Annotated in this window: 18 protein-coding genes and 1 pseudogene; 7 read left to right on the forward strand and 12 right to left on the reverse strand. The window is 64.8% G+C overall.

What is annotated here, in order from left to right:
* The first annotated feature begins 110 nt into the window (after positions 1 to 110).
* The gene (gene ptsP, locus Cocul_RS02625) at positions 111 to 1808 is read left to right on the forward strand and encodes a phosphoenolpyruvate--protein phosphotransferase (RefSeq protein WP_055121741.1); all 1698 of its coding nucleotides are present in this window, start codon (positions 111 to 113) and stop codon (positions 1806 to 1808) included.
* A gap of 73 nt (positions 1809 to 1881) precedes the next feature.
* Here ptsP and Cocul_RS02630 read toward each other — a convergent pair whose 3' ends face one another.
* Positions 1882 to 2664: a DeoR/GlpR family DNA-binding transcription regulator gene (locus Cocul_RS02630; protein ID WP_055121742.1), complete on the reverse strand. Its 783-nt coding sequence runs from the start codon at positions 2662 to 2664 to the stop codon at positions 1882 to 1884.
* 238 nt (positions 2665 to 2902) lie between these two features.
* On the reverse strand, positions 2903 to 3613 hold the full coding sequence (gene lexA / locus Cocul_RS02635; protein ID WP_055121743.1) for a transcriptional repressor LexA: 711 nt from the start codon (positions 3611 to 3613) through the stop codon (positions 2903 to 2905).
* A gap of 404 nt (positions 3614 to 4017) precedes the next feature.
* Here lexA and Cocul_RS02640 point away from each other — a divergent pair, with 404 nt between their 5' ends.
* The gene (locus tag Cocul_RS02640) at positions 4018 to 4218 is read left to right on the forward strand and encodes a hypothetical protein (RefSeq protein ID WP_055121744.1); all 201 of its coding nucleotides are present in this window, start codon (positions 4018 to 4020) and stop codon (positions 4216 to 4218) included.
* A gap of 89 nt (positions 4219 to 4307) precedes the next feature.
* Positions 4308 to 4790: a transcriptional regulator NrdR gene (gene nrdR, locus Cocul_RS02645; protein WP_055121745.1), complete on the forward strand. Its 483-nt coding sequence runs from the start codon at positions 4308 to 4310 to the stop codon at positions 4788 to 4790.
* Positions 4791 to 4797: 7 nt separating this feature from the next.
* Here nrdR and hrpA read toward each other — a convergent pair whose 3' ends face one another.
* Complete coding sequence (hrpA, locus tag Cocul_RS02650) at positions 4798 to 8637, reverse strand: ATP-dependent RNA helicase HrpA (protein WP_055121746.1); 3840 nt, start codon at positions 8635 to 8637, stop codon at positions 4798 to 4800.
* Between the two features lie 165 nt (positions 8638 to 8802).
* Between hrpA and Cocul_RS02655 the strand changes: the two genes are divergently transcribed.
* A complete protein-coding gene (locus tag Cocul_RS02655) occupies positions 8803 to 9651 on the forward strand; it encodes a hypothetical protein (RefSeq protein ID WP_055121747.1) in 849 nt (282 codons plus the stop codon).
* Positions 9652 to 9656: 5 nt separating this feature from the next.
* On the opposite strand, the gene Cocul_RS02660 is transcribed toward Cocul_RS02655, so the two are convergent.
* The 3 genes from Cocul_RS02660 to Cocul_RS02670 all read right to left on the reverse strand — a co-directional run bounded on the left by Cocul_RS02660 (position 9657) and on the right by Cocul_RS02670 (position 14193).
* Positions 9657 to 10607 carry a hydrogen peroxide-inducible genes activator gene (locus tag Cocul_RS02660; protein ID WP_055121748.1) on the reverse strand — a complete coding sequence of 317 codons (951 nt, stop codon included), beginning with the start codon at positions 10605 to 10607 and terminating at the stop codon, positions 9657 to 9659.
* Between the two features lie 82 nt (positions 10608 to 10689).
* Complete coding sequence (locus Cocul_RS02665; RefSeq protein ID WP_055121749.1) at positions 10690 to 13209, reverse strand: DEAD/DEAH box helicase; 2520 nt, start codon at positions 13207 to 13209, stop codon at positions 10690 to 10692.
* 54 nt (positions 13210 to 13263) lie between these two features.
* Positions 13264 to 14193, reverse strand: coding sequence for a PAC2 family protein (locus tag Cocul_RS02670; protein ID WP_055121750.1), 930 nt, complete (start codon positions 14191 to 14193; stop codon positions 13264 to 13266).
* Between the two features lie 334 nt (positions 14194 to 14527).
* On the opposite strand from Cocul_RS02670, the pseudogene Cocul_RS12750 reads away from it, so the two are divergent.
* Positions 14528 to 15503: pseudogene (locus Cocul_RS12750) on the forward strand (DUF4192 domain-containing protein).
* Here Cocul_RS12750 and galE read toward each other — a convergent pair.
* The 6 genes from galE to Cocul_RS02710 form a co-directional block, all read right to left on the reverse strand.
* Positions 15500 to 16459, reverse strand: coding sequence for a UDP-glucose 4-epimerase GalE (galE, locus tag Cocul_RS02685; protein ID WP_055121753.1), 960 nt, complete (start codon positions 16457 to 16459; stop codon positions 15500 to 15502). The pseudogene Cocul_RS12750 and the gene galE overlap by 4 nt on opposite strands.
* 5 nt (positions 16460 to 16464) lie before the next feature.
* A complete protein-coding gene (locus Cocul_RS02690) occupies positions 16465 to 17151 on the reverse strand; it encodes a metal-dependent transcriptional regulator (RefSeq protein ID WP_055121754.1) in 687 nt (228 codons plus the stop codon).
* 111 nt (positions 17152 to 17262) lie between these two features.
* Complete coding sequence (locus Cocul_RS02695) at positions 17263 to 18249, reverse strand: sigma-70 family RNA polymerase sigma factor (RefSeq protein WP_055121755.1); 987 nt, start codon at positions 18247 to 18249, stop codon at positions 17263 to 17265.
* Between the two features lie 65 nt (positions 18250 to 18314).
* The gene (dtd, locus tag Cocul_RS02700; protein ID WP_055121756.1) at positions 18315 to 18749 is read right to left on the reverse strand and encodes a D-aminoacyl-tRNA deacylase; all 435 of its coding nucleotides are present in this window, start codon (positions 18747 to 18749) and stop codon (positions 18315 to 18317) included.
* A complete protein-coding gene (locus Cocul_RS02705) occupies positions 18746 to 20293 on the reverse strand; it encodes a DUF7782 domain-containing protein (RefSeq protein WP_055121757.1) in 1548 nt (515 codons plus the stop codon). The genes dtd and Cocul_RS02705 overlap by 4 nt, the downstream gene beginning before the upstream one ends.
* 3 nt (positions 20294 to 20296) lie before the next feature.
* Positions 20297 to 20770 (reverse strand): DUF3099 domain-containing protein, encoded by a 474-nt coding sequence (locus tag Cocul_RS02710; RefSeq protein ID WP_245622077.1) that lies wholly within the window; start codon positions 20768 to 20770, stop codon positions 20297 to 20299.
* 59 nt (positions 20771 to 20829) lie between these two features.
* On the opposite strand from Cocul_RS02710, the gene Cocul_RS02715 reads away from it, so the two are divergent.
* Together Cocul_RS02715 and Cocul_RS02720 are read left to right on the forward strand one after the other, a co-directional pair.
* The gene (locus Cocul_RS02715) at positions 20830 to 21069 is read left to right on the forward strand and encodes a DUF3039 domain-containing protein (protein WP_082422147.1); all 240 of its coding nucleotides are present in this window, start codon (positions 20830 to 20832) and stop codon (positions 21067 to 21069) included.
* Positions 21024 to 22781: a DEAD/DEAH box helicase gene (locus Cocul_RS02720; protein WP_150114319.1), complete on the forward strand. Its 1758-nt coding sequence runs from the start codon at positions 21024 to 21026 to the stop codon at positions 22779 to 22781. The genes Cocul_RS02715 and Cocul_RS02720 overlap by 46 nt, the downstream gene beginning before the upstream one ends.
* The last annotated feature ends 115 nt before the right edge of the window (positions 22782 to 22896 follow it).

Raw genomic sequence — 22896 nt, forward strand, 5'->3', positions numbered from 1 at the left:
AAAAGTCAAGAGGTCATATGTCTGTTTATGGGAAAGGTACGGCGTATTGCGTGTTTGCTCGGGCACGTTGCTGTGGCGTGATCTCCGCGATCCCGGCTAGAGTGGTGCGCATGACCGAAGGCTCTGGAAACAATGCTTCTGCTCACCTCACCGTGAAAGGAACCGGCGTGGTCGCGGGCATCGCCTACGCGGACGTGGTGTGGGTGCGCCCTCGCCCCGAACTCCCCACCGGCGGCACCACGATTCCCGAGGAAGAACGGGAGGCGGAGTACGAGCGGTTCGTGGCGGCGGCGGATACCGTCGCGGAGCGCCTCGACGGGCGCGCCCGCAGTGCCGAGGGGCCTGCGGCGGAGGTACTCGACGCCACCGCCGGCATGGTGCGCGATCGCGGCTGGCGCAAAACCGTGCGTAAGAATATCCGATCGGGCATGGACGCCGCCTTCGCCACCGTGGAGGCCACCGCTAAGTTCGTGACCATGTTTCATGCCGCCGGTGGCGTGATGGCCGAGCGCACCACCGACCTGCGCGATATTCGGGATCGCGTGATCGCGCAACTTCGCGGGGAGGAGGAGCCGGGCCTTCCCGCCATTGACGGCGAGGCCATTCTCTTTGCCGATGACCTCTCTCCGGCCGATACCGCCGCGCTGGACATCGAGCACTACCGGGGCCTGGTCACCGAACTCGGCGGCCCCACCAGCCACACCGCGATCATCGCCCGTCAGCTCAATCTTCCCTGCATCGTGGCCGCTGGCACCGCGATCCGCGACTTCGAGGCGGGCGCTAAGGTGCTTATCGACGGCTCCGTGGGCACCGTGCGCAGCGGCGCCGACCCGGAGGAGGCGGTGCGCATGGTGCAGGAATCCCAGGAGCGCGCCGCCAAGATCGCGCGGTGGACCGGGCCCGCCAGCACCAAGGATGGACATCGGGTGCAGATGCTCGCCAACGTTCAGGACGCCAACGCCGCGCGCATCGCCGCCGATACCCAGGCGGAGGGGATCGGGTTGTACCGAACGGAGATGAGTTTCCTCTCCGCCACGGAGGAACCCTCGGTGGACGAGCAGGCGGCGCTGTACGGGAAGGTGTTCGCGGCCTTCCCGGAGTCCAAGGTCGTGGTGCGCACCCTCGACGCCGGTTCGGATAAGCCGATCGCCTACGCGAACATGAGCGAGGAGGAAAACCCCGCCCTGGGCGTGCGCGGGCTGCGCATCGCCCGGGATAACGAGGCCCTGCTCACCCGCCAACTTGACGCGATTGCGCAGGCCGCCGAGGGCCGGGGCGATCAGGCCCCCACCTGGGTCATGGCCCCGATGGTCTCCACGGCGCGGGAGTCTGAGTGGTTTGCCTCCCTGTGTAAAGAGCGCGGCCTCACGCCGGGGGCGATGATCGAGGTGCCCGCCGCCGCCCTCATGGCGGATAAGATCATGCCTCACCTGGACTTTGTATCCATCGGCACCAACGACCTCACCCAGTACACGATGGCGGCCGATCGTCTTTCCTCCCAGTTGGCCTACCTCACCGACCCCTGGCAGCCCGCAGTGCTGCGCCTCATTCAGCACACCTGCATGGTGGGGCACGATACCCACACCGCCGTGGGCGTGTGCGGGGAGGCGGCCGCCGATCCGCTCCTGGCCTGCGTGCTCACCGGCTTGGGCGTGAACTCCCTCTCGGCGGCCTCCACGGCCGTAGCCGGAGTGGGCGCGCAGCTCGCGGAGGTGACCCTGGAGGAGTGCGAGGCGGCGGCCGCTGCGGCGCTTGCCTCCGAGGGGGCCTCCGAGGCGCGCGACGCCGTGCGGGCGATCCTGGCCTGATTGCCTATAAAAGCCGTGCGGCGAGGGTTTTGCCCTCGCCGTTGTGCGTTTCTTGGCGGCTGTTGCGGTGGCGCTAGGAGCCCAAGACCACCTCAATATCGCGGTCGCGCAGGCTCTGCACGTAGGATTCTGGGGCGTTGCTATCGGTGATGACGACGTCAATGTTCTCGATGGCGGCGAAACTCACCAGGTAATCATTGCCGATCTTGCTGGAATCGCACAGCACCACCACCCGCCGCGCGTTGGTGACCATCGCGGACTTGATGGCGGCCTCCTGCGCGTCCGCGGTAGACAGCCCGTGATCGAGGGTGAGGGCGTTGGTGCCGATGAAGGCCACGTCCGCGCGCATGAGGGCCAGGGTGCGCAGCGCGGTATCGCCCACCACGGCCTGGGTGATGGCGCGGACGGAACCACCCAATAGCTGAATCTCGCTGAGCCCCTTATTAGCCATCGTCAACGCGATGGGAAGGCTGTTGGTGACGATGGACCACTGATTGGCTTGGGGAGTATCCGCGATGAGATCCGCTAGGGCGGTCACGGTGGTTCCGGCATCCAAGAAAAGGCCTCTGCCGGGGGTCTCCGGGAGGAAGTTCAGCGCGGCCCGGGCGATGGCGGATTTGGCGTTGGGTGCCGAGCGTAGGCGGGCGTCCAGGGAGAGTTCGGTGGTCTGAAAGGACTGCGTGGCCACGGCACCGCCGTGAACGCGATGGACGATGCCCTCGCGGTCAAGCACCGCGAGATCGCGGCGGATGGTCTCCGCGGTGACATCGAACTTACGAGAGAGCTTGGTCACGTTCACCCGGCCCTCGACGGCGGTCTGCGCGGCGATCTGACGCCGACGCTCCTCTGCGTACATGGCGGTCATTCCTTTCCAATCGGGCTTCCACCGGACGGCGGTCGGATGCAGCCTGGGCATGTGCTCCCACAGTTCCGGCTACTTCCGCTGCTCCTGCGGTGTTCCCATTCTTCCACAAAAACCACATTCTCTTTGTGGGATTGATTGACCTCGTGTTGGCTCGGGCTAAAAGCGGAGGTCAGAAAGTGGGAAAGGTGAGGCGCTGGGAAGGAAACACCCCCTTTTGGGGGTTGTGATCCTACAGTTTCCGCATGACGGATACCACCTTGCCCATGATCTGAGCCTGGGAGCCATCGATGGGGTCAAAGGCCTCGTTGTGGGGCAGGAGCCACACCCCGGTGGAGTCTCGGTGAAACTCCTTCACGGTGGCCTCGCCGTCGATGAGGGCGGCGACAAACTCCCCCTCCTCGGCCACCGGCTGGGAGCGCACCACGATCCAATCGCCGTGCAGGATGCCGGCATCGCGCATGGATTCCCCGGATACCTTGAGCATGTAGAGTTCCCCATCGCCCACCACGTCGCTGGGTAGGGGGAAGTAATCATCAACGTTTTCCTCTGCGAGGATGGGGGAGCCGGCGGCGATGCTGCCCAGGAGCGGCACATACGAGGTGGCGCCGCTCTCGGAGGGAACGGGTGCGCCGGGGGTGGTGGTTTTCTTTTTTGCGGCGGCCGGGGTGGCGTCCCCGGGGAGGTGCCGCACGTCCACCGCGCGGGGCTTGTTGGGGTCGCGGCGCAGGAATCCCTTCTTCTCCAGCTCCTTGAGCTGATACGCCACCGAGGAGGTGGATTGAAGCCCCGCTGCATCTCCAATTTCCCGGATGCTCGGGGGGTATCCGCGCAGTACCACGGCGTCTCGGATGACCTCAAGGATCCTGCGTTGCCGCGGAGAAAGCGTGGAGAGATCGGGTGCGTCTTTATCTGCGGCGGGCTTGCCTGGCGTGCGTGCCATGGTGCGGTACTCCTTTGCCGGTGCGATTCCAATGCTCTTCACTGTACACAATGCCGAGGGGTGTTTGGGACGAGTGTTCGAAAATTTTTGAGGCGAGGCTAGACAGGCGCCGGGCCGGGTGCTACAACAGGTATCGGACATATAGTCGAACATCTGATCTACATGATGTGGGTATCGTGTTCGAGTGTCCATGCTGATATTTCCCATGAAACACGAACAGGAAGGGCAACCCCATGACCACCTCTCTCTACCCCATTAACCACAGTAAACTTCGCGCTCGTCCCGTTCCCCCGGCGGCGGTATGGGAGCCGGGTACTCGCCTTGGGGTGAAGGATTCCCGAGGCTCTATTCGAACGCTCTCTCTTTCGAATAAGAAAGCGGTGCCGGCACGAAAGGAAGGGCCGATGCTTGTGCGCGGCGATGGTACGGGAGGTGGAACACGTCCGCGACGCCGCCTGAGCGATCAGATCACCACCTACGTGGTGGGTGGGGTGTTTGGTCTTAGCGTGGTGCTTGGTGCCGTGTTCCTCACCGATGAGAGCACCGATCCGGCGGTGCCCGCAGGGACGGATATTCATGCAGGGGCGGCAGCGACGGCGCGGTAGGCCGGGATCGCCATAGAATCGGGAGGGTATGATTATTCCTTTGCCGCATGGCTACTTGCCATGAATCCATAAGGAAGCGTGGTTTTTCCGTGTATTGCCCCTTTTGCCACCACATGCATTCCCGCGTGATCGATTCCAGGGTGATTGACGCCGGGGCGGCGATCCGCCGCCGCCGGGAATGTAGCAGTTGCTCCGGGCGCTTTACCACGGTGGAGAAGGCGATTCTCCTGGTGGTCAAGCGCAATGGGGTCACGGAGCCCTTTAGCCGGGACAAGGTGATTACCGGCGTGCGCCGGGCCTGCCAGGGGCGCGATGTTTCCGATGATGCCCTGAAGCGCTTGGCTCAGCAGGTGGAGGAGACGGTGCGCAGCCACGGTAGTTCCCAGATCAATGCCAATGCCATTGGCCTGGCGATCCTGGAGCCCTTGCGCGAACTAGACGAGGTGGCATACCTGCGCTTCGCCTCCGTGTACAAATCCTTTGATTGCGCGGAGGACTTTGAAAAGGAGATTCGTCTCATGCGCCGCCGCGAACGGGAGGGCCGGGGTGATATAGCCACGCACGAGATCTAGAGCTCGCCTAGAGTTTGTCGATGGCCCGCGTAATCCGCTTGCGAGAGACCGGCTGGGCGGTGCCCAGGCGCTGCGCAAACAGGCTCACGCGAAACTCCTCGATCATCCAATAAATCTCCTTCACGGGCCGGGTTTTTTCCAGGCCCTTGGGTTTGGCGGCCAGTACCTTGCGCAGGTGGGTGAGTACGGCGTCCACCTCGTCCTGCCGGGCGGCATCCTTATCGGGATCGCGATTCATTTCCTCCAACCGCAGGTTCATGGCCTGAAGATAGCGCGGGAGGTGCTTGAGGTGCTCGATCCCGTGCACGATGAGGGCCTTGGGCGGGAGCAGGAAGTTGAGTTGCCCGCGCATATCGTCGATGGCGGGGCCCTCCCAACCCCGTAATTCTTCCACCGCGTGCTCGTAGGAGACCAGGGCCGGGGCGATGGTGACGATGCTGCGGCGAACCTCGCCGGCCACCTTGGGTACGAGGGAATCGCGCAGGGCGGCAAAGCCATCAGGGCTGCGCACGGGGCCGCCCGCAGCCAGAAGAAGATCCCGGATGGCCGCCACGCGAGCCTCCTCCACGATCCCCTCCACCCCGCCGTGCGGATAGTGCTCCAGGGCCACGCGCTGTTGCAGGGGTAGCCCCTTGGTCATCTGTTTGGCGTTGACCGGGGCGGCCCGCATCAGCAGGGTGAGCGTGGTGGTGAGCATGGATTGCTCCGCGGCGGCCTTGGTGGGGAGCACCACCACGGAGATAGCCCCCTCGTGCAGCCGGAGGGCGGGGTAGGCGATGACGGAGTGTCCGTCCACGGAGGTCTCCACCGTCTCCGGAATGGTACCCAGGGTCTGTGCGGTCCATTCTTTCGCGGACGTGGTCTCGGCATAACTGCCCAGGCGATCCATGGAGGAGCGGATCTGCGTGGCCTGGCGCTTGCGCAGGGCGTGAATGTCCTTATCTGTGTCGATGATCTTGCCGCGCTTATTCACCGCGGCGAAGGTCATGCGCAGATGCGCGGGTAGGGCGGAGAGGGAGAAATCGGCGGCGTCAATGCCGGTGCCACCCAGGCCCCGTAACCCAGCGGCGAGGGATTCCCGTAGGTCAGCGCCAGGGTTGAGCAGGGGGGCGACCTTTTCCGCGAAGTCGGGGGCGGGTACCACGCTGCGGCGAAGCCCCTTGGGCAGGCTGCGGATCAGCTCGGTGACCAATTCCACGCGCATGCCGGGAACGAGCCACTGGAAGGGGGCCGGGTCAATGCTGGCGAGCATGGGCACGGGGATCAGCACGCGCACGCCGTCATCCTTGTGCCCCGGGGAAAAGGAGTATTCCAGGCGGAATTGATCCCAGTGGTCGGGGAAGAGTTCGTGGGTGATGTCCTGGGCGTCGTCGTGCAGCAGGGCCTCGGGGGAGAAGTCCAGGGCGGTGGGATCTGTGCGGCGTTTTTTCTTCCACCAGGAGTCAAAGTGCGCGCCCGTGGTGATGGAATCGGGTATGCGCTGATCGTAAAACTCGTAGAGAATATCCTCATCGGCCACCAGGCCTCGGCGCCGGGCCTTGTCCTCCACCTCGGCGGCCTCTGCCAGTTTGGCCGCATTATCGTGGAAGAAGTGGTGGCGGGTGGCCCAGTCCCCCTCGATGAGGGCGTGCCGGATAAAGAGGGAACGCGCGGCCTGGGGATCCACGCGATGATAGGGCACGGTGCGATCCGCATAGATGGTCACCCCGTAGAGCGTGGCCTTTTCCCGCACCACCGCGGCGGCCTTGGAGCGCGACCACGCGGGATCGGAGTATTGGCGCTTGAGCAGGTCCCCGGCCAGGCGCTCCACCCAGGCGGGGTCGATGGCGGCGACGTCGCGGGCCCACAGGCGCGAGGTCTCCACCAGCTCGGCGGCCATGACGAACTCCCGGGGCTTCTTGGCCAGGGCGGAGCCGGGGAACACCATAAACCTGGTGTTGCGGGTGCCGTGGAACTCCTTGGAGTTGCTGTCGCGTTGCCCGATGTTCATGAGCAGCCCGGCCAGGAGGCTGGAGTGGATGGCCTCCGCATCGCCGGAGGGATCGGGGATATTCCACCCCAGTTGCTTGGATACCTCGCGCAACTGGCGCACCAGATCCCGCCACTCGCGCGAGCGCATGTAGTGCAGGAACTCGGACTTCATCAATCGGCGTAGGCCGTTGCCGCTGAGTTCCTGGCGTTTGCGGCCAAGGTAATCCCAGAGCTTCAGGTAGCTGAGGAAGTCGCTCTTTTTATCGCGGAATCGCGCGTGCAGCTGATCCGCCTGGGCCTGGTGATCCAGGGGCCGCTCGCGAATATCCTGCGTGGTGAGGGCCGCCACGATCACGATGACCTCGTGGAGACAGCCCAGGCGCTGGGCCTCCACCAGCATGCGGGCCAGCCGGGGATCCACGGGAATCCGTGCGAGATCGCGGCCAATGCGGGTGAGCGTGGGCGGGCCCTCGGGCCGGGGCCGGGAGATGGCGCCGAGTTCGTGCAAAAGGGTGAGGCCGTCGCGGATATGGCGGGCCTCCGGGGGCTGCACAAAGGGGAATCGGGCAATATCGCCCAGGCGCAGCGAGGCCATCTGGAGAATAACGCTGGCGAGGTTGGTGCGCAGGATCTCCGGGTCGGTGAACTCCGGGCGGGATTGGAAGTCCTCCTCGGAGTAGAGGCGGATCGCCACGCCCTCGGCCACGCGCCCACAGCGCCCGGAGCGCTGATTGGCGCTGGCCTGGGAGATGGCCTCGATGGGAAGCCGCTGCACCTTTGTTCGGGTGGAATAGCGGGAGATGCGCGCGGTGCCGGTGTCCACCACGTAGTGAATACCGGGAACCGTGAGGGAGGTTTCCGCGATGTTGGTGGACAGCACAATGCGACGCCCCGCGTGTGGGGAGAACACCCGGTGTTGTTCCTGGTTGGACAGGCGGCCGAAGAGGGGCAGGATATGCGTTCCGCGCCAGCGCCGGGACTCCAGCAGCTCCATGGCGTCTCTAATATCGCGCTCGCTGGGGAAGAAACAGAGAATATCTCCGGGGCCCTCCGCCATGAGTTCCTCGATGGCATGCACGAGGGCGTCGGGGTCATCCTCCTCCGGGCGATAGCGAATCTCCACCGGGTATGTGCGCCCGGATACCTCGACGATGGGGGCGGGGGTGCCCTGGGCGTCCGCGAAGTGATGAGCGAAGCGCTCGGGGTCGATGGTGGCCGAGGTGATGATGATCTTGAGGTCGGGGCGCTGGGGGAGCAGCCGCTTGAGATAGCCCAAAAGGAAATCGATATTAAGCGAGCGCTCGTGGGCTTCATCGATGATAATGACGTCGTAGGCGTTAAAAAAGCGATCGCGCTGCATTTCCGCGAGGAGAATACCGTCCGTCATGAGTTTCACGGCGGTGCGGGGCCCCACACGATCATCAAAGCGAATGGCGTAACCCACCGATTCCCCAATATCCTGGCCCAGTTCCTGGGCGATGCGTTCCGCCACGGTGCGCGCGGCCAGCCGCCGCGGCTGGGTGTGCCCGATCATGCCGCGGCGGCCAAAGCCCAACTCCAGGCAGATCTTAGGAATCTGCGTGGTCTTTCCCGATCCGGTCTCGCCGGCGATGATAACCACCTGGTGATCCCTGATCGCCTGGGCAATATCATCGTGGCGGGCGCTCACGGGGAGTTCCTCGGGGTAGGCGATCTCCGGGATTGCCTGGGTGCGCCGCTCCACCTCGGCGCAGCCGCGATCGACGTCGCGGGCCAGACTCTCCCAGTCCTCGGCGGTGCGGGCCTTGTGGAAGCGGCGGCGCAGGGAGCGCTCCTGGGCGAGGGGAACGTGGGGAAGCCGGGCGGCGATGCGCTCTTTCACACTAGAAGTATCCATGCTATCGGCCGATTTTAGGCCATGCGGGGCGGCGCACCAATGGCGAGGCGGTATATAAAGCACGGCAGAGGTGCTCCGTGCCAGGGTTTTCCCTACAAACGCAGGCTGGTTTGCGATAACCTGGGTGACGCGACAGAGGAGAACAAAGAAAGGAAGGATACCGTAATGACCTATCCGTCTACCCCGCACCCGGAGGATTCTCCGGGTTTTGATAAATATCCCCAGTACGTTCAGGAGACTCCCGAATGGGCCCAGGAAAAGCCCCGCGAGGGCACCGGCAAGGTGAACGTCGGGGAGGCCATATCCTGGGGTTTTAAGGCCGTATTTAGTAGTTGGTACATCTGGATCATCGGCACCCTGATTCTGGGGATCGTGACCGCTGCCCTGTTTTTTGTGGTTTCGTTTCTCCCGGCGATGGAGGCCATGGACTCCATCGAGGCCGATGAGATGTACACCACCACTAATTTGGGGGATGATTGGGGTTCGCTCTTGATGAGCGTGGGCCAAGTGCTCATCACGCCGTTTATCCTCACCGGGTTGCTGGCGCAGGTGAATAAGAAGCGCGTGGGCCTGGGCGATTTCTTCCGTAACGTGCGGTACTTTCAGGTGCTGGCCCTGTCCATCGTGCAGTTCTTCCTGAGCGTGGTGGGCCTCGCGATCGTCGTGGTTCCCCTGGTGGTGGCCGTCGTGACCACGGGGGCAAATGACCTCTTTATCGTGGGGATTCTGGGTGCCGTGATGATCCTCAGCTTCCTCATCAACCCGTTCTTTATCTTCTGGAATTGGTACGCCGCCGATGGCTATGGATTCAAAGAATCCATCGTCCTGGGCTTCAAGGCGGGCAAGCGCAATTACGGCGTGCTGCTGCTCTTTAGCTTCGCGGGCGGCATCGCGCTGGTTCTTGGCGGACTTTTCACCTTCACCCTGGGCTTCCTGGTGCTTTTGCCCGCGTACTATCTGATATACGCGCACATGTTCCGCCAGGCCAGCCAGGGCGCACTCCCGGCCGCCTAAGCACTTCAGTTCATCGGCGGGCGCAGCGGCACGGCCGTGCGATAGGCGCGGGTGATGGCGCCGCCGAATTTGGTGAACTCCGCCGCGCGGGAGCTTGAGGCTCGATACGCCAGGCCCACGTGGCGTTCCGCGCTCACCCCGGGGGCAAAGGTGGCGATGCTCAGGCCCGGGCGCTGGCACTCCGCCTCCACCGCACTGATGGGAACCAGCGTGGAACCCAGCCCCCCGGCCACCAGTTGCACGATGGTGGTTAGGGAGGAGGCGCGGGTGACGGCGCTTGCGGCCTCGCCGGGGTTGAGATCCGCCTTGCGGCAGAGATCCACGATCTGATCGTGGAGGCAGTGGCCGTCGTTAAGCAAAAGAAGCCGCAGTTCCTCAAGCGCCTGGAGGGTGAGGTCGTGCCGCCCGGCCAGTTGGTGCGAGGAGGGAACCACCACCACGAATTCCTCCTGGTAGAGGGGGATATCCACGAGGCCGGGGGCCTCGGAGGGAAGGGCGAGCAGGGCGGCGTCGATACGCCCATCGCGCAGCATGGTGACCAGGTGGGTGGTGCGATCCTCCACGATGCGCGGCTCTAGCTCCGGGTATTCCTGCTGAAGCAGGGGGAGCAGGGTGGGCAGGAGATAGGGAGCGATGGTGGGGATTACGCCGAGGGTGAGCGGACCGGAGAGCTGGCCGTAGGAGCCGCGCGAATGCGCGACGAAGATGTCGGTGGCGTCCAGGGCGGCCTTGGCGTAGGGCAGGAGCCGCTCCCCGATGGGGGTGACGATGACCTTTCGGGTGGAGCGCTCGATGAGCTGCACGCCGATCCCGTTTTCCAGCGCGGAGAGCGCCTGGGAAAGGGAGGGCTGGGAGATATTGAGCTTGGCTGCGGCGGTGCCAAAGTGCTTATTGTCAGCGATGGTGACGAAGGTGCGTAGCTGGGCAAGAGTCGGCCGGTACTCTTTATTGTGCATAGTCCATCACCTTAACCTATGACACCGGCAGGGAGCCATTAATAACTCCCCGTCGGGCTTATCGACGCCGCCCCGGCGCACCCTAGTGTGCGTCGATCCGCAGGGAGGAAAAACGCACCTCCCCGGCCTCGTCGGAGGCATCCAGATCCACCACGGCCTCGTAGGCGAAGGAATTATCGCCCTCCGGGTCCTTGAAGATCTGCCGCACCTGCCAGGCCCGCCCCGTGGTATCCAGGCGGAAGTACTCCGGCCCGCGAGCCTGGGGGCCGGTATCGAGGTCCGAGTACTGGTCAAAGTACTCGTCCATCGCGGCGGGGAAGTCCGGCGCGTCCTCGATATAGTCGGTCAGCTCCGCCAGGCGATCTTCCTTCTCCCAGGCAAAGAGTTCCACCAGGCGGAACATGGCGTTGCGCACCATGATGGTAAAGGCGCGCCGGTTGGCGCTCAGCGCCGTGGGATCCTCCACGCCAAAGGCCAGCTCCTGATCCACCACGGCCTGAGAAACCGGGGCATCGGGATCGGCCATGTGCGCCCACTCGTCCACGAGCGAGGAATCCACCTGCCTAATCAATTCGCCTAGCCACACGATGATGTCCTCCAACTCCTCCGTGCGATATTCCGCGGGGACGGAGTGCTGGAGGGTACGCCAGGCATCGGTGAGGTAGCGCAAAACGACGCCCTCGGAGCGGGCGAGGGAATACGTGGCCACGAGGTCAGAAAAGGTCATGGCGTGCTCGATCATGTCACGCAGGACGGACTTGGGGCTTAGCCGGAACTCGCGGGCCCAGGGGGCGCCCTGAGAAAAGGTCTCAAAGGCATCCTCTAATTCCTCGTGCAGGGGCATGGGCCAGGTGATGTCCTCGATGATGGCCATGCGCTCGGTGTAATCCACGCCATCGGCCTTGAGTTCCGCGATGCGCTCCCCACGGGCCGCCTTTTGCTGCGCCACCAGGACGGGGCGTGGATCGTCCAAGATCGCCTCGAAGGTGCTGATGACGTCCAGGGCGTACCCCTCCGATTCCGGGTCAAGCAGCGTGAGCGCGGCCAGGGCAAAGGGGGAGAGCGGCTGGTTAAGGGCAAAGTCCCGCTGCATTTCCCGGGTGAGGCGATAGCCTTCACCGTGTTTTTCCACGATCCCCGCGCGTAACAATCCGCGCCCTAACTCGATGGTGGTGAGAATATCCTTGTTCTGCTTTGCGCGGGGATCGTGATTGGTGCGCAGCAGATGCGCAAAGTGCTCGTAGGTATTTCCCGGGCGCGAGACCAGATTAATCACCATGGAATTAGACACCTTGAACTGTGAGGCCATGTGCTCCGGCTCGGCCTGGGTGAGTTTTTCAAAGGTGCGCTCGCTCCAACTCACCTCGCCGTCCCGGGCGTGCTTCTTGCGCAGTTTCTTGAGTTTCTTCGGGTCGCTGCCCGCGCGCTGGCGCAGCCGCCAGTTCTCGATCTCATGCTCGGGCGCCTCGACCACCACGGTGCCCTCGGTATCAAAGCCCGCGCGGCCCGCGCGGCCCGCGATCTGGTGAAACTCGCGGGATTTCATGATGCGCTGCCGGGTGCCATCAAACTTGGCCAGGCCGGTCATCACCACGGTGCGAATGGGCACGTTGATGCCCACCCCGAGGGTATCGGTGCCGCAGATCACCTTGAGCAACCCCTTTTGCGCCAGGCGCTCCACGAGGCGCCGGTACTTGGGCAACATGCCGGCGTGGTGGACTCCGATGCCCTTGCGCAGCAGCCGGGACAGCTGCGAGCCGAAGGCCGTGCTGAACCGGAAGGCCCCAATCTCGGCGGCAATGGCCTCCTTATCCTCCGGTGTGACCATGGCCAGGGAGGTGAGTGCCTGGGCGCGTTCGGCGGCCTCGCGCTGGGTGAAATGCACCACGTAAATGGGGGACTTGCCCTGGGAAAGAAGTTCCTCGATGGTCTCATGCACCGGGGTATAAACGTACGAGAAATCCAGGGGAACCGGCCTGGTGGCCCCGGCCACCAGCGAGGTGGTGCGCCCGGTGCGCTCGCTGAGGTCCTTTTGCAGGAACTCCGTGTCCCCCAGGGTGGCGGACATGAGCAGAAATTGGGTCTGCGGTAATTCCAGCAGGGGCACCTGCCAGGCCCAGCCGCGCTCGGGATCGGAATAGTAATGGAACTCGTCCATAATCACCTGATCCATGCGCGCCTGGTTGCTGTCGCGCAGCGCGATATTCGCCACGATTTCCGCCGTGGCGCAGATAATGGGGGCGTTGCCGTTCACGGTGGCGTCGCCCGTCATCATGCCCACGTTATCCGGGCCGAAGGTCTCGCAGAGTGCAAAAAACTTCTCACTCACCAGGGCCTTGATGGGGGCGGTATAAAAGCTCCGCTGGCCCCGCGCCATGGCGATGAAGTGCGCGGCGATGGCCACCAGGGATTTCCCCGAACCCGTGGGGGTGGCCAGAATGACGTTATCGCCCGCCAGAATCCCCAGGGAGGCCTCCTCCTGAGCGGGATAAAGGTTAATATCCCGCTGGCGCGCCCAGGCGAGGAAGGAATCAAAGATGGATTCCTCAAAGAGAGACTCCGGGACTTCGCTGAGGTCAGGCAACATCTGGGAGAGGTTCATTCACCCCACCCTAGTAGACCAACCCCGGGAGAGGGACGGGGTTGTGCCTCCTGGTTATTCCTCCTCGTCGAGGTCTGCCAGGAAGCGCTCGAATTCCTGGCCGATCTCCTCCCCGCTGGGCAGATCCTCCTCTCCGGGAAGCACAGCCTTGGGGTGGCGGGTGCGGTACTGCTCCACCTCTTCGTCGTACTGCTGCTCCAGGGCCGCCACCACGTGCTGGATCTCGGAGGAATCGTCCATCTGCTCGGTGAGCTGCTGCGCCACGCGCTCCCAATCCCGTTCGAGAGTCTGGAGGGGTAACTCCAAGTTGGCGTTATGCGCCACCGAGCGCAATAGCTTCAGCGTGGCCTCCGGGTAGGGGGAGGAGGAAACATAATGCGGAACGTGAGCGGTAAAGCCCGCCACCGCCGTGCGTTGTTTTCCCAGCACCGACTCTAATTGCAGGGCCGCGGAGCCCGGCAGCATGACGGAACCATCAAAACGGAAAAGATCCTGCATGAGTTCGGGGCTGTTGCCGTGGGCGGAGACCACCAGGGGACGGGTATGCGGAACCGTCATGGGGGCGGAATAAAGGCAGATTACCTGGCTCACGTTGTACTTGCGCACCAGATCGGCTGTGGCCTGGGTAAAGGAATCCCAGCGTAAATCCGGCTCCGGGCCGGAAAGCAAAAGGAAGGGCTGGCCCTGAATATCACGCAGCACGCGCATATCCAGGGATAATTTTTCTACCTTGGTAACCTCATTGTTCTCCATGGTGACCGTGGGGCGGCGGGAACGATAATCGATGAGTTCATCGGTATTAAAGGAGGCCACGAGCCTATTTTCTAACGCCGCCAGCAGGTGATCGGCGCTGGCGCTCACGGCCTGGCCAGCATCCGCATATCCCTGAAGGGCGACGATAAGGGTAGGGCCTGCGGCCCCATCGGAGGAAACTTCTGGCGATGGATACTCTAACTCATACATGTGGCGGTGTTCTTCCGGCATGATTGTCCTCCTTAGTTCTTGGTCTATACCGTGCAACGAAGCACCCCGTGGATTGATTCCCAGAGAGACCGTATATCGACGGACAAAGCGGGAATACGCACGGGGGAGGCATCACAGGAACTCGCGGCAGTGTCTCGCCAGTGTAACCAACCTTGCCCGCAGAATCAGCGCCACGCGCCGGGCCTGGGGGTGTGGATAGCGCGGCTTATCCACATGGGCATACCGGTCAGGTGCACTCGCGGTGTTTCACCGGGGCACGCTGTGGGGCATGAAACCACAGAATCCCACCCATGCCCCAGATCCCGCCCCGACCGATGGTGTCCCCGGCTACCTCATGGCTAACCTCCCGGCCGTCTTGGGGTTCTATCCCCAAGACTCCCTGGTGCTGGTGGGCCTCGAACACCACCGGGGCAGCACCCATCACCTGGGGCCGGTTCTGCGGGCTGATTATCCTCTCCCTCCGGGTGTCCTGGACGAGGGCCTGCGCATGATCGGTGAGGCGGGTAGTTCCTCCGCGATGGTCTTTCTCATCGGTGCCCCTCCGTCTCGGCCGGAGGTGGCGGCTTTGCGGCGCCTCCTGGAGGCGCACCGTCTCCCGGAGAATCCGCCCTTGCGGTTGTGGGGAGGATGGTGGTGCCGCAGAATTATCACGGGAGAGCGATACGTGCGGCTCTGGGAACAGGTGGCCAGGGGGCGTGATTCCGGCGGTTTCCCGTACCCCCGCCATGCGGGCGCTGGTGGAATGCGGGGAGGTGCCGGAACTCACCAGGGCGGAGGCCTGCGCGCATTTCCAACCGCGTGGAAAACCCTGGGCAGTAAACATGCGCGATGTGCATCGACTGGTGCACAGGGCGCACCTCTCGCCACCCCTGCTGGGGGAGCTGGCCGCCGAGGCCGGGGAATTATTGCGCGGTGAGGGGGACGCCAGCCACCTGGCGTTCCTGCTCAGCCATCCGATGTTGCGCGATGCGCTGGTGGCACCGACGATAGAGCACGCGGACCAGGCTCATCGGATACTGCGGCGGGTGGCCCAGCGCACGAGGGGGGAAGCGCGGAGCAACGCGCTGTGCCTCTACGCACTTGCCGCCGCAGCCTGCGGACATTCCTGGCGCGTGGCTCTTGCGCTTCACCTGGCGGTGGAGGAGGCCCCGGAGCACGGTCTGAGCGGGCTTCTCTATTCCGTGGTCAGCCGCCGCGGGGCGGAGGCCATGCTTGACGCGGTGAAAGAGGCGGTGGCACCGGCACAAAGCAAAAACAGTGACGCCACCGCAGGCGGTACCGGGGCGGATACCGATGGCCGCCACCGCTAGCCCCGCCTGCGGGTGTACTCCCAGGCGTCGGAGACGATGGTGCGAATATCGGTGCGCTCGGGCCGCCAGCCTAATTCCTCCTTGATTCGCTGTGAGGAGGCGATGAGCACGGCCGGATCTCCCGCTCGACGGGGAGCGACCTCCGCGGGAATCGGGTGGCCGGTCACGGCACGGCAGGCCTCGATGACCTCGCGCACGGAGTTGCCGTCACCCGAGCCGAGGTTATACACGCGGTGGGTTCCGGGGCGATTTGTTTCTAGGGCCAGCACATGGGCCTGGGCGAGGTCTCGGATATGAATGTAATCGCGCACGGCCGTGCCGTCCGCGGTGGGCCAGTCCTCGCCAAAGACGAGGATCTTATCGCGCTGCCCCAGGGCCACCTGCAAGATCAGCGGAATGAGGTGGGTTTCCTTCTCACGGTGCTCGCCCAGGCCACCATAGGCCCCGGCTACGTTGAAGTATCGCAGGCTGGTGGCGCCCAGGCCGTAGGCTTGCGCGTAGGAGGCGATGGCATAGTCGATGGAGAGTTTTGTCGCCCCGTAGGTATTGGTGGGGGCTGTGGGAAAGTCCTCGGTGATGGGCACGGATTCCGGTTCGCCGTAGGTGGCGGCGGTGGAGGAGAAGACGAGGTTGTTCACCCCGTGGCGGCGCATGGCATCGAGCAAGTCCAGCGAGGTTCCCACGTTGTCGCGCCAGTACTCATCGGGCTTCTCCATGGACTCACCCACCAGGGAACGGGCGGCAAAGTGCAGCACACCGGTAAAATCGCCCTCCGCGAGCACGGTATCCGCCACCTCGCTCACCCGGCCCTCCACGAGCCGGGCGGCGTGGGGAACCGCGTCGCGGTTGCCGGTGGAAAAGTCATCCACGATGGTCACATCGTGTCCAGCCTCCAGGAGAACCTGGGAGCACACACTGCCCACGTACCCCGCCCCGCCGGTAACCAGCAACTTCATGGGTGTTATCCCTCCAGGGGCTCCACGCGCACGGCGTGGCCGAGGTCATCGGCGAGTTCGATGCTCTTATCTCCCTTGGAGATGGTCACCAGTCCGCCTTCGTTGTGCACCATGACCTCGGAACCCATGCTGATGCCGGCGTCGGCAAAGGCCCGCAGGTGGCGGGTCTCCATCTGTACGATCTCGTTGAGCTGGAGGAGCAGCGCCGGTATGTCCTGGCCCTCGGGGAGATCCACGGGGCGCACCCCGCGCTCGCTAGCGGATTCCCGATCAATGCCGATTTCCTTGAGCCCGGGGATGGGGTTGCCAAAGGGGGAATAGGCGGCGTCGGCGAGCACGTCCACCACGCGGCGCTCCACCTCGTCGCTCATCACGTGTTCCCAACGGCAGGCCTCATCATGCACCTGTTCTAGATCAAGGTGGAGAATGTCGGTGAGCAGGCGCTCCGCGAGGCGATGCTTACGCATCACGGCGGTGGCGCGCTCGCGGCCCTCGTCGGTGAGTTGCAGGCTGCGATCCGGGCGCACGTGCAGCAGTCCGTCGCGCTCCATGCGGGCCACCGTCTGGCTCACCGTGGGGCCCGATTGCTCTAAGCGCTCCACAATGCGAGCGCGCAGGGGAATAATGCCCTCTTCTTCAAGCTCGTAAATGGTGCGCAGATACATCTCGGTGGTATCGACGAGATCCTTCACTGTTTACCTCTTTGTTGTGTTCTTTCGCGCTAAGGAAGTGACCATCACAATACCCGTACTCCCGGGCTCTTGCTGTCACGAGGCCTCCCCAGGCCCAAGAGAACCGGAAAACTACTGGGCGTAATCGCGGAGGCGGTCGGCGCGTTCCCCGTCGCGCAGTTTGCTCATCACCTCGCGCTCGATCTGGCGCACCCGTTCGCGGGATAGCCCAAAGCGGCGTCCGATCTGATCGAGGGTGCGCGGCACGCCGTCATCAAGGCCGTAGCGCAGCCGGATCACGTCCTGTTCGCGCTCCTCCAGGGTGGAAAGGACGGAGCGAATATCGGAGTGGCGCAGGGAGGCCACCACGGCGCTTTCGGCGTCGGCCGCCTCCGCGTCCTCGATGAAGTCGCCCAGGGGGGCCTCCTCGTCGGCGCCCACGGGCATGTCCAGGCTCACCGGGTCGCGGGATTGACGCAGAAGCATCTCGATCTTGGACTCGTCAATGCCGGACTCCTCGGCCAGCTCCTCGTTGGTGGCCTCTCGCCCGAGATGCTGGTAAAGCTCACGCTTGATCCGGGAAAGCTTATTGACCTGCTCTACTAGGTGCACGGGCAAGCGGATGGTGCGGGATTGATCCGCCATGCCACGGGTGATGGCCTGGCGGATCCACCAGGTGGCGTAGGTGGAGAACTTGAATCCCTTGGAATAATCGAACTTCTCCATCGCCCGGATCAACCCCAGGTTGCCCTCTTGGATGAGGTCCAGCAGCGGCATACCGCGCCCGGTGTAGCGCTTGGCCAGGGAGACCACCAGGCGCAGGTTGGCCTCCAGCAGGTGGCTGCGGGCTTTCTTCCCCTCGCGGGCCAGCACCTTAAGGTCGCGCTTCTTGGCGCGGGTGAGGGGTTCCTCGGAGTTGAGGAGGAGGTGCTCGGCGTAGAGGCCCACCTCGATTTGTTGGGCTAATTCCACCTCGTCCTCGGCGGTGAGCAGGGCGGTTTTGCCGATGCCGTTGAGATACACGCGAACCAGGTCTGCCGAGGGATTATCGTTGGTCTGGTTACGGCGGCTGCCGCGATCCTGTTCCTCAGAGTCAAACTCGGTCACCGACGCTGTCATGAAAGCCTCCTCGTTCTCACCGATGCTGCCCAGTACAACGCCCGGCCCTTCGCATTAGTTCCCGCTTATTTTTCCCGGGTGTCCACCAGGAGGGTAAAGGGACCATCGTTGACGGACTCCACCTGCATCATGGCCCCGAATTGACCCTGCTCCACGCTAAGCCCGCGCTCGCGCAGCGCTGCCACCACGGCCTCGATGAGGGGCCGAGCGAGGTCGGCGGGCGCGGCCTGTGCCCAGGAGGGGCATCGCCCCCGGGACGTGCGCCCCTGCAAGGTGAACTGGCTGACCACCAGTACCGGGGCGCCGGCATCCGCCGCGCTGATTTCCCCGTCGAGCAGGCGCAGCTCCGCGATCTTGCGCGCCATCGTCGCGGCGTCTGCGGGGGTGTCCTCCCGGTGCACGCCCACGAGCGCGAGCACGCCGGGGCCGTCGATAGCCCCCACCACGGTGCCCTCTACGGTTACCTGGGCGCGGGTTACCCGGCTGAGCACGGCCTTCATGCGGCTTCCTCCGTGATGAGATCGGCGGGGAGAAGCAGGCCGTGGCGCACCAGATCCACCACGGCGGCGCTGATCTCCGGTAGCACGCTGGCGGCGTCAAGATCGTGCGCCGCGCAGTACAGGTGCACCACCTCGCCCAGGCTTAATCCCTCGGGGTGCAGGCCGGAGACGATGGCGGCGATGTGCTCGTCTACCTCGTGGCTAAAGCGCGGCCCGTCCATGCGGCTGAGCCGCTGCACGGCGGGCTTAAAGCCCATGCCGGTGGCGGCATCGGCCACGCTCACTCGTTCCTGGGCCACGCTGGGGCGCAGGCCAAAGCGGCAGGACAATACCTCCTGCACCCCGCGGAGGGAGCGCAACCAGTTATTGCGCACAAAGTATTCCTCTACCTCCGGCCCCAGCGGATCGTGGAAGTCGTGGTGCAGCTCCTCCGCCACCACCTCGCTGGGTTCATCATCGGGCAGACGCTCCAGGGCCACAAAGCCAAAACCCACGCCGGTGACGCCCTCCTGCTCAAAGAAGTCCAGCCACTCGCCTGTGCGGCGAGCGGCCTCGGCGGAGCGCGGATCGAGGGATTCGTCGCGCAGCCAGGTGCCCACGTACAGGGCGGGGTCGGCGACGTCACGCTGCAAGACCCAGGCCTGCACCCCGTGGGAGGGCAGCCACGAGGCCACCCGGGACCGCCAGGATTCCCCCTCGCGGTGCACCCAGGCGGCCACCGCGTGCGCGGTACCGCCGGGACGCAAGTGGCGCGGGGCCTGGGAGAGAACCAGCCGCGAGGCGCCGTCGAGCGCCAGGCCGGAATCCCGGTACACGTGCCCCACGGCGGGCGGGCCCACCACGAACGGCGGATTGGTGATGATCCGGTCAAAGCACCGCCCGGCCACCGGCTCAAACCAGGATCCTTCCAGCACCTCCACCTCGGGAAACACAGAAACCGTAGAAGCGGCACCGCGGAACGTGGCGTGGGCAAAGCTCAGGGCGCGGGGGTGGACATCGGTGACCGTGAGGTGCTCCGCGCACGCCGACTGCCCCAGCGCCTGCACACCCGAGCCGGTGCCCAGGTCCAGCACCGATCCCACCGGGGAGGTGGGCACGGAATCGAGCAGGGAGATACTTGCCGCACCCACGCCCAGCACGTGATCGGGGCCGGGAACGTGCTCAACCATAGAGGCATCGGCATCGGAGAACACCCACTGATCCCGCCCGGAAAGAACGTGGGGGCGGACGTCGATGAGCATGCGCGCGAGGTCGCCCTCCCGGCGCAGCGCGGAGGCATTCAGCAACCCCTGAGCCACTTCTTCTCCGAGGACGTCCCGGCAGCGCTCCCAGGGGAGAGTGTCGTGAAGGAGGAAGAAGCGCACGAGGAAAGAGAGGCGGGAATCGTCGAGCGCCGCGCGGCGAACGGCGGCGGGCTCGCCGCGATAGAGGGCGTCGGTGGCGGGCGCCCCAAGATGGCGGCGGATCCCCGAGGCGGTGAACTGGGAGTCACGCAGCAGCGCCACCAGGGCACCGGAGACGTCCACGAGGCGGGAAAGAGGCATGAATTAAGCGTCCTTTGTGGGGTGGGAAGTGGGGGCGGCGGGCAGTTCCTGCCGGTCGGCGGGGGCCGCTAAGGCGGCGGCCTGCTGTTGGCGCGCCAACGCGGGCTTATACACCTGCTGGGCGCGCGGATCGCGGGGTTCCCCGCGCCCGTTGGCGACGACCACAGCCAGCCACGGCATCGGAATAGATACGCAGAATAACGCACCGGCAACCCACCAATTATCCCAGGCCACCAGCGCGAGCATGGCCAGGAAAATCAGGGGCAGGCGCACGCCTTGCATGATCCCGTACAGGCGCTCCCGGTGGCGCAGGTTCTGTTCCGGGGTGCGGTGAGCATCCGTGATGAGCGCTACCCGACGCCGCCGCAGCCCCCTTGGTAGTGCTTGCTGACGCCGTCGGGAAGCGGAAGCAGGGCCCGCGGGGGCGTCGATAGTCCCGGGGTCGGGAACCGCGCCGCCAGCACTGTGAGAAGCCATGATCCCAGGGTAACCGCACGTGTGGCCCCCACCGGTACGAGTGGGGCATGATGGGTGAGGTGAGTACGAGCACGACGACCATTGATCGCCCCGAGATCAGGGAAGAAACCACCACCGATAACGACACCCCTCAGTTCTTCCACTACGTGAAGAAGAACCAGATCGTTGAGTCCGCCGTGAGCGGCAACATGGTGGTGGCCCTCTGCGGAGAAACCTTCCCCGTGACCAAGCAAGCCAAGCCAGGCTCCCCGGTATGCCCCGACTGCGAGCGGGTGTACAAGGGCCTGCGGAAAAAGTGACGGGGCGCGTTAAGGGGCAACTCCGCGAGTGGCAGCGCAAGGCGCTGACCGCCTACCTGGTAAAAAAGCCCAAGGACTTCCTCGCGGTGGCCACCCCCGGCGCGGGTAAAACCACCTTTGCCCTGCGCGTGGCCACCGAGCTTTTAGATAACCGCACCGTCGATCGCGTGATCGTGGTGGTGCCCACCGAGCACCTGAAAGTGCAGTGGGCCAGCGCGGCCGCGCGCGTGGGCATCTCGCTCGACCCGAACTTCCGCAACTCCGACGCCGTCAACGCCGCCCACGACGGCATCGTGGTCACCTATGCCCAGGTGGCGCTGCACCCGTTCAAGCACTACTCCGTGTCTACCGCGCGGCGCACCCTGGTGATCCTCGACGAGATTCACCACGGCGGCGACGCCAAAAGCTGGGGCGACGGCATCCGCGAGGCCTACGCCGACGCCACGCATCGCCTCGCGCTCACGGGCACCCCGTTCCGCTCGGACGACTCCGCCATCCCCTTCGTGCGCTACGCCGAGGACGGCGAAGGCCACCTGGTGAGCCAGGCCGACCACACCTACGGCTACTCCGACGCCCTTGCCGACGGCGTGGTGCGCCCCGTGGTCTTTCTGGCCTACTCCGGCGAGGCCCGCTGGCGCGACAGCGCGGGCGAGGAATACACCGCCCGCCTGGGCGAGCCCCTCAACGCGGAACAGACCGCCCGCGCCTGGCGCACCGCGCTCGACCCCCAGGGCGAATGGATCCCGGCGGTGCTGTCTGCCGCGCACACCCGCCTGCTCCAACTCCGGCAGAACATGCCGGACGCGGGTGGGCTGGTGATCGCCTCCGATACCAAGACCGCCCGTGCTTACGCCAAGATCCTGGAAAAAATCTCCCGCACCCCGGTGACGGTGGTGCTCTCCGACGAGGCCGGGGCCTCCGAACGCATCGCCGAGTTCTCCCACTCCACCGACGAATGGATGGTGGCCGTGCGCATGGTTTCCGAGGGGGTAGACGTGCCGCGCCTCGCGGTGGGGGTCTACGCCACCTCGGCCTCCACGCCGCTCTTCTTTGCCCAGGCCATCGGGCGCTTCGTGCGCTCGCGGATCCCGGGCGAGACGGCCTCGGTGTTCCTCCCCTCGGTGCCGGTGCTCCTCGACCTCGCCGCCAAGCTGGAAAAGTCCCGGGATCACGTGCTGGGCAAACCCGACCGCCCCTCCGATGGCCTCGACGACGCCCTCCTAGCCGAGGCAAACAAGGAAAAGACCGAGCCCGACCTCGACCGCAGCTACCAATCCCTTGGGGCCGAGGCGGAACTACAGTCCCTCATCTATGACGGCTCCACCTACGGCACCGGGGCGCTCAGCGGCTCCGAGGAGGAAGCGGATTACCTGGGGCTGCCCGGGCTTCTTGACGCCGAGCAGATGCGCGCCCTGCTGCGCAAACGGGAAAAAGAGCAACTCGATGCCCGCAGTGCCGAGGCCGAGCGGGAAAAGGAGCGCCAGGCCCAGGCCTCCGAGGGCGCCCGCGCGGCCCGCGACCGGGTGGCCAGCGAGGAACTGCCCACCCTGCGCAAGGAACTCAACGCGATCGTCTCCATCACCGCGGCGCGCACGGGCAGGCCACACGGCTCGATCCACAACGAGGCGCGCCGGGTGTGCGGAGGGCCGCCCACGGCGATGTGCTCGGCGGAGCAACTGCGCGATCGGATTGCCTACTTGCGCAAGTGCTAGCGATCACGCGAGTTGCTTACTGGCGAGCTCGTTGAGCGGGGTGCGGGGGAGAGGCTGGGAAGTTACCATGAGGGATCACTGTGGTAACCCCGTTGCTTTTCCTCAGAAAGGACGC

Origin of the sequence: Corynebacterium oculi (genome assembly GCF_001412105.1) — a bacterium.
Lineage (GTDB): Bacteria > Actinomycetota > Actinomycetes > Mycobacteriales > Mycobacteriaceae > Corynebacterium > Corynebacterium oculi.

What these genes read in the sequence shown, in the direction of transcription:
- ptsP (WP_055121741.1), top strand. Translation starts at nt 111, where the DNA reads ATGACCGAAGGCTCTGGAAACAATGCTTCTGCTCACCTCACCGTGAAA.
- Cocul_RS02630 (WP_055121742.1), bottom strand. Translation starts at nt 2,664, where the DNA reads ATGTACGCAGAGGAGCGTCGGCGTCAGATCGCCGCGCAGACCGCCGTC.
- lexA (WP_055121743.1), bottom strand. Translation starts at nt 3,613, where the DNA reads ATGGCACGCACGCCAGGCAAGCCCGCCGCAGATAAAGACGCACCCGAT.
- Cocul_RS02640 (WP_055121744.1), top strand. Translation starts at nt 4,018, where the DNA reads ATGCTTGTGCGCGGCGATGGTACGGGAGGTGGAACACGTCCGCGACGC.
- hrpA (WP_055121746.1), bottom strand. Translation starts at nt 8,637, where the DNA reads ATGGATACTTCTAGTGTGAAAGAGCGCATCGCCGCCCGGCTTCCCCAC.
- Cocul_RS02655 (WP_055121747.1), top strand. Translation starts at nt 8,803, where the DNA reads ATGACCTATCCGTCTACCCCGCACCCGGAGGATTCTCCGGGTTTTGAT.
- Cocul_RS02660 (WP_055121748.1), bottom strand. Translation starts at nt 10,607, where the DNA reads ATGCACAATAAAGAGTACCGGCCGACTCTTGCCCAGCTACGCACCTTC.
- Cocul_RS02665 (WP_055121749.1), bottom strand. Translation starts at nt 13,209, where the DNA reads ATGAACCTCTCCCAGATGTTGCCTGACCTCAGCGAAGTCCCGGAGTCT.
- Cocul_RS02670 (WP_055121750.1), bottom strand. Translation starts at nt 14,193, where the DNA reads ATGCCGGAAGAACACCGCCACATGTATGAGTTAGAGTATCCATCGCCA.
- galE (WP_055121753.1), bottom strand. Translation starts at nt 16,459, where the DNA reads ATGAAGTTGCTGGTTACCGGCGGGGCGGGGTACGTGGGCAGTGTGTGC.
- Cocul_RS02695 (WP_055121755.1), bottom strand. Translation starts at nt 18,249, where the DNA reads ATGACAGCGTCGGTGACCGAGTTTGACTCTGAGGAACAGGATCGCGGC.
- dtd (WP_055121756.1), bottom strand. Translation starts at nt 18,749, where the DNA reads ATGAAGGCCGTGCTCAGCCGGGTAACCCGCGCCCAGGTAACCGTAGAG.
- Cocul_RS02705 (WP_055121757.1), bottom strand. Translation starts at nt 20,293, where the DNA reads ATGCCTCTTTCCCGCCTCGTGGACGTCTCCGGTGCCCTGGTGGCGCTG.
- Cocul_RS02710 (WP_245622077.1), bottom strand. Translation starts at nt 20,770, where the DNA reads ATGGCTTCTCACAGTGCTGGCGGCGCGGTTCCCGACCCCGGGACTATC.
- Cocul_RS02720 (WP_150114319.1), top strand. Translation starts at nt 21,024, where the DNA reads ATGCCCCGACTGCGAGCGGGTGTACAAGGGCCTGCGGAAAAAGTGACG.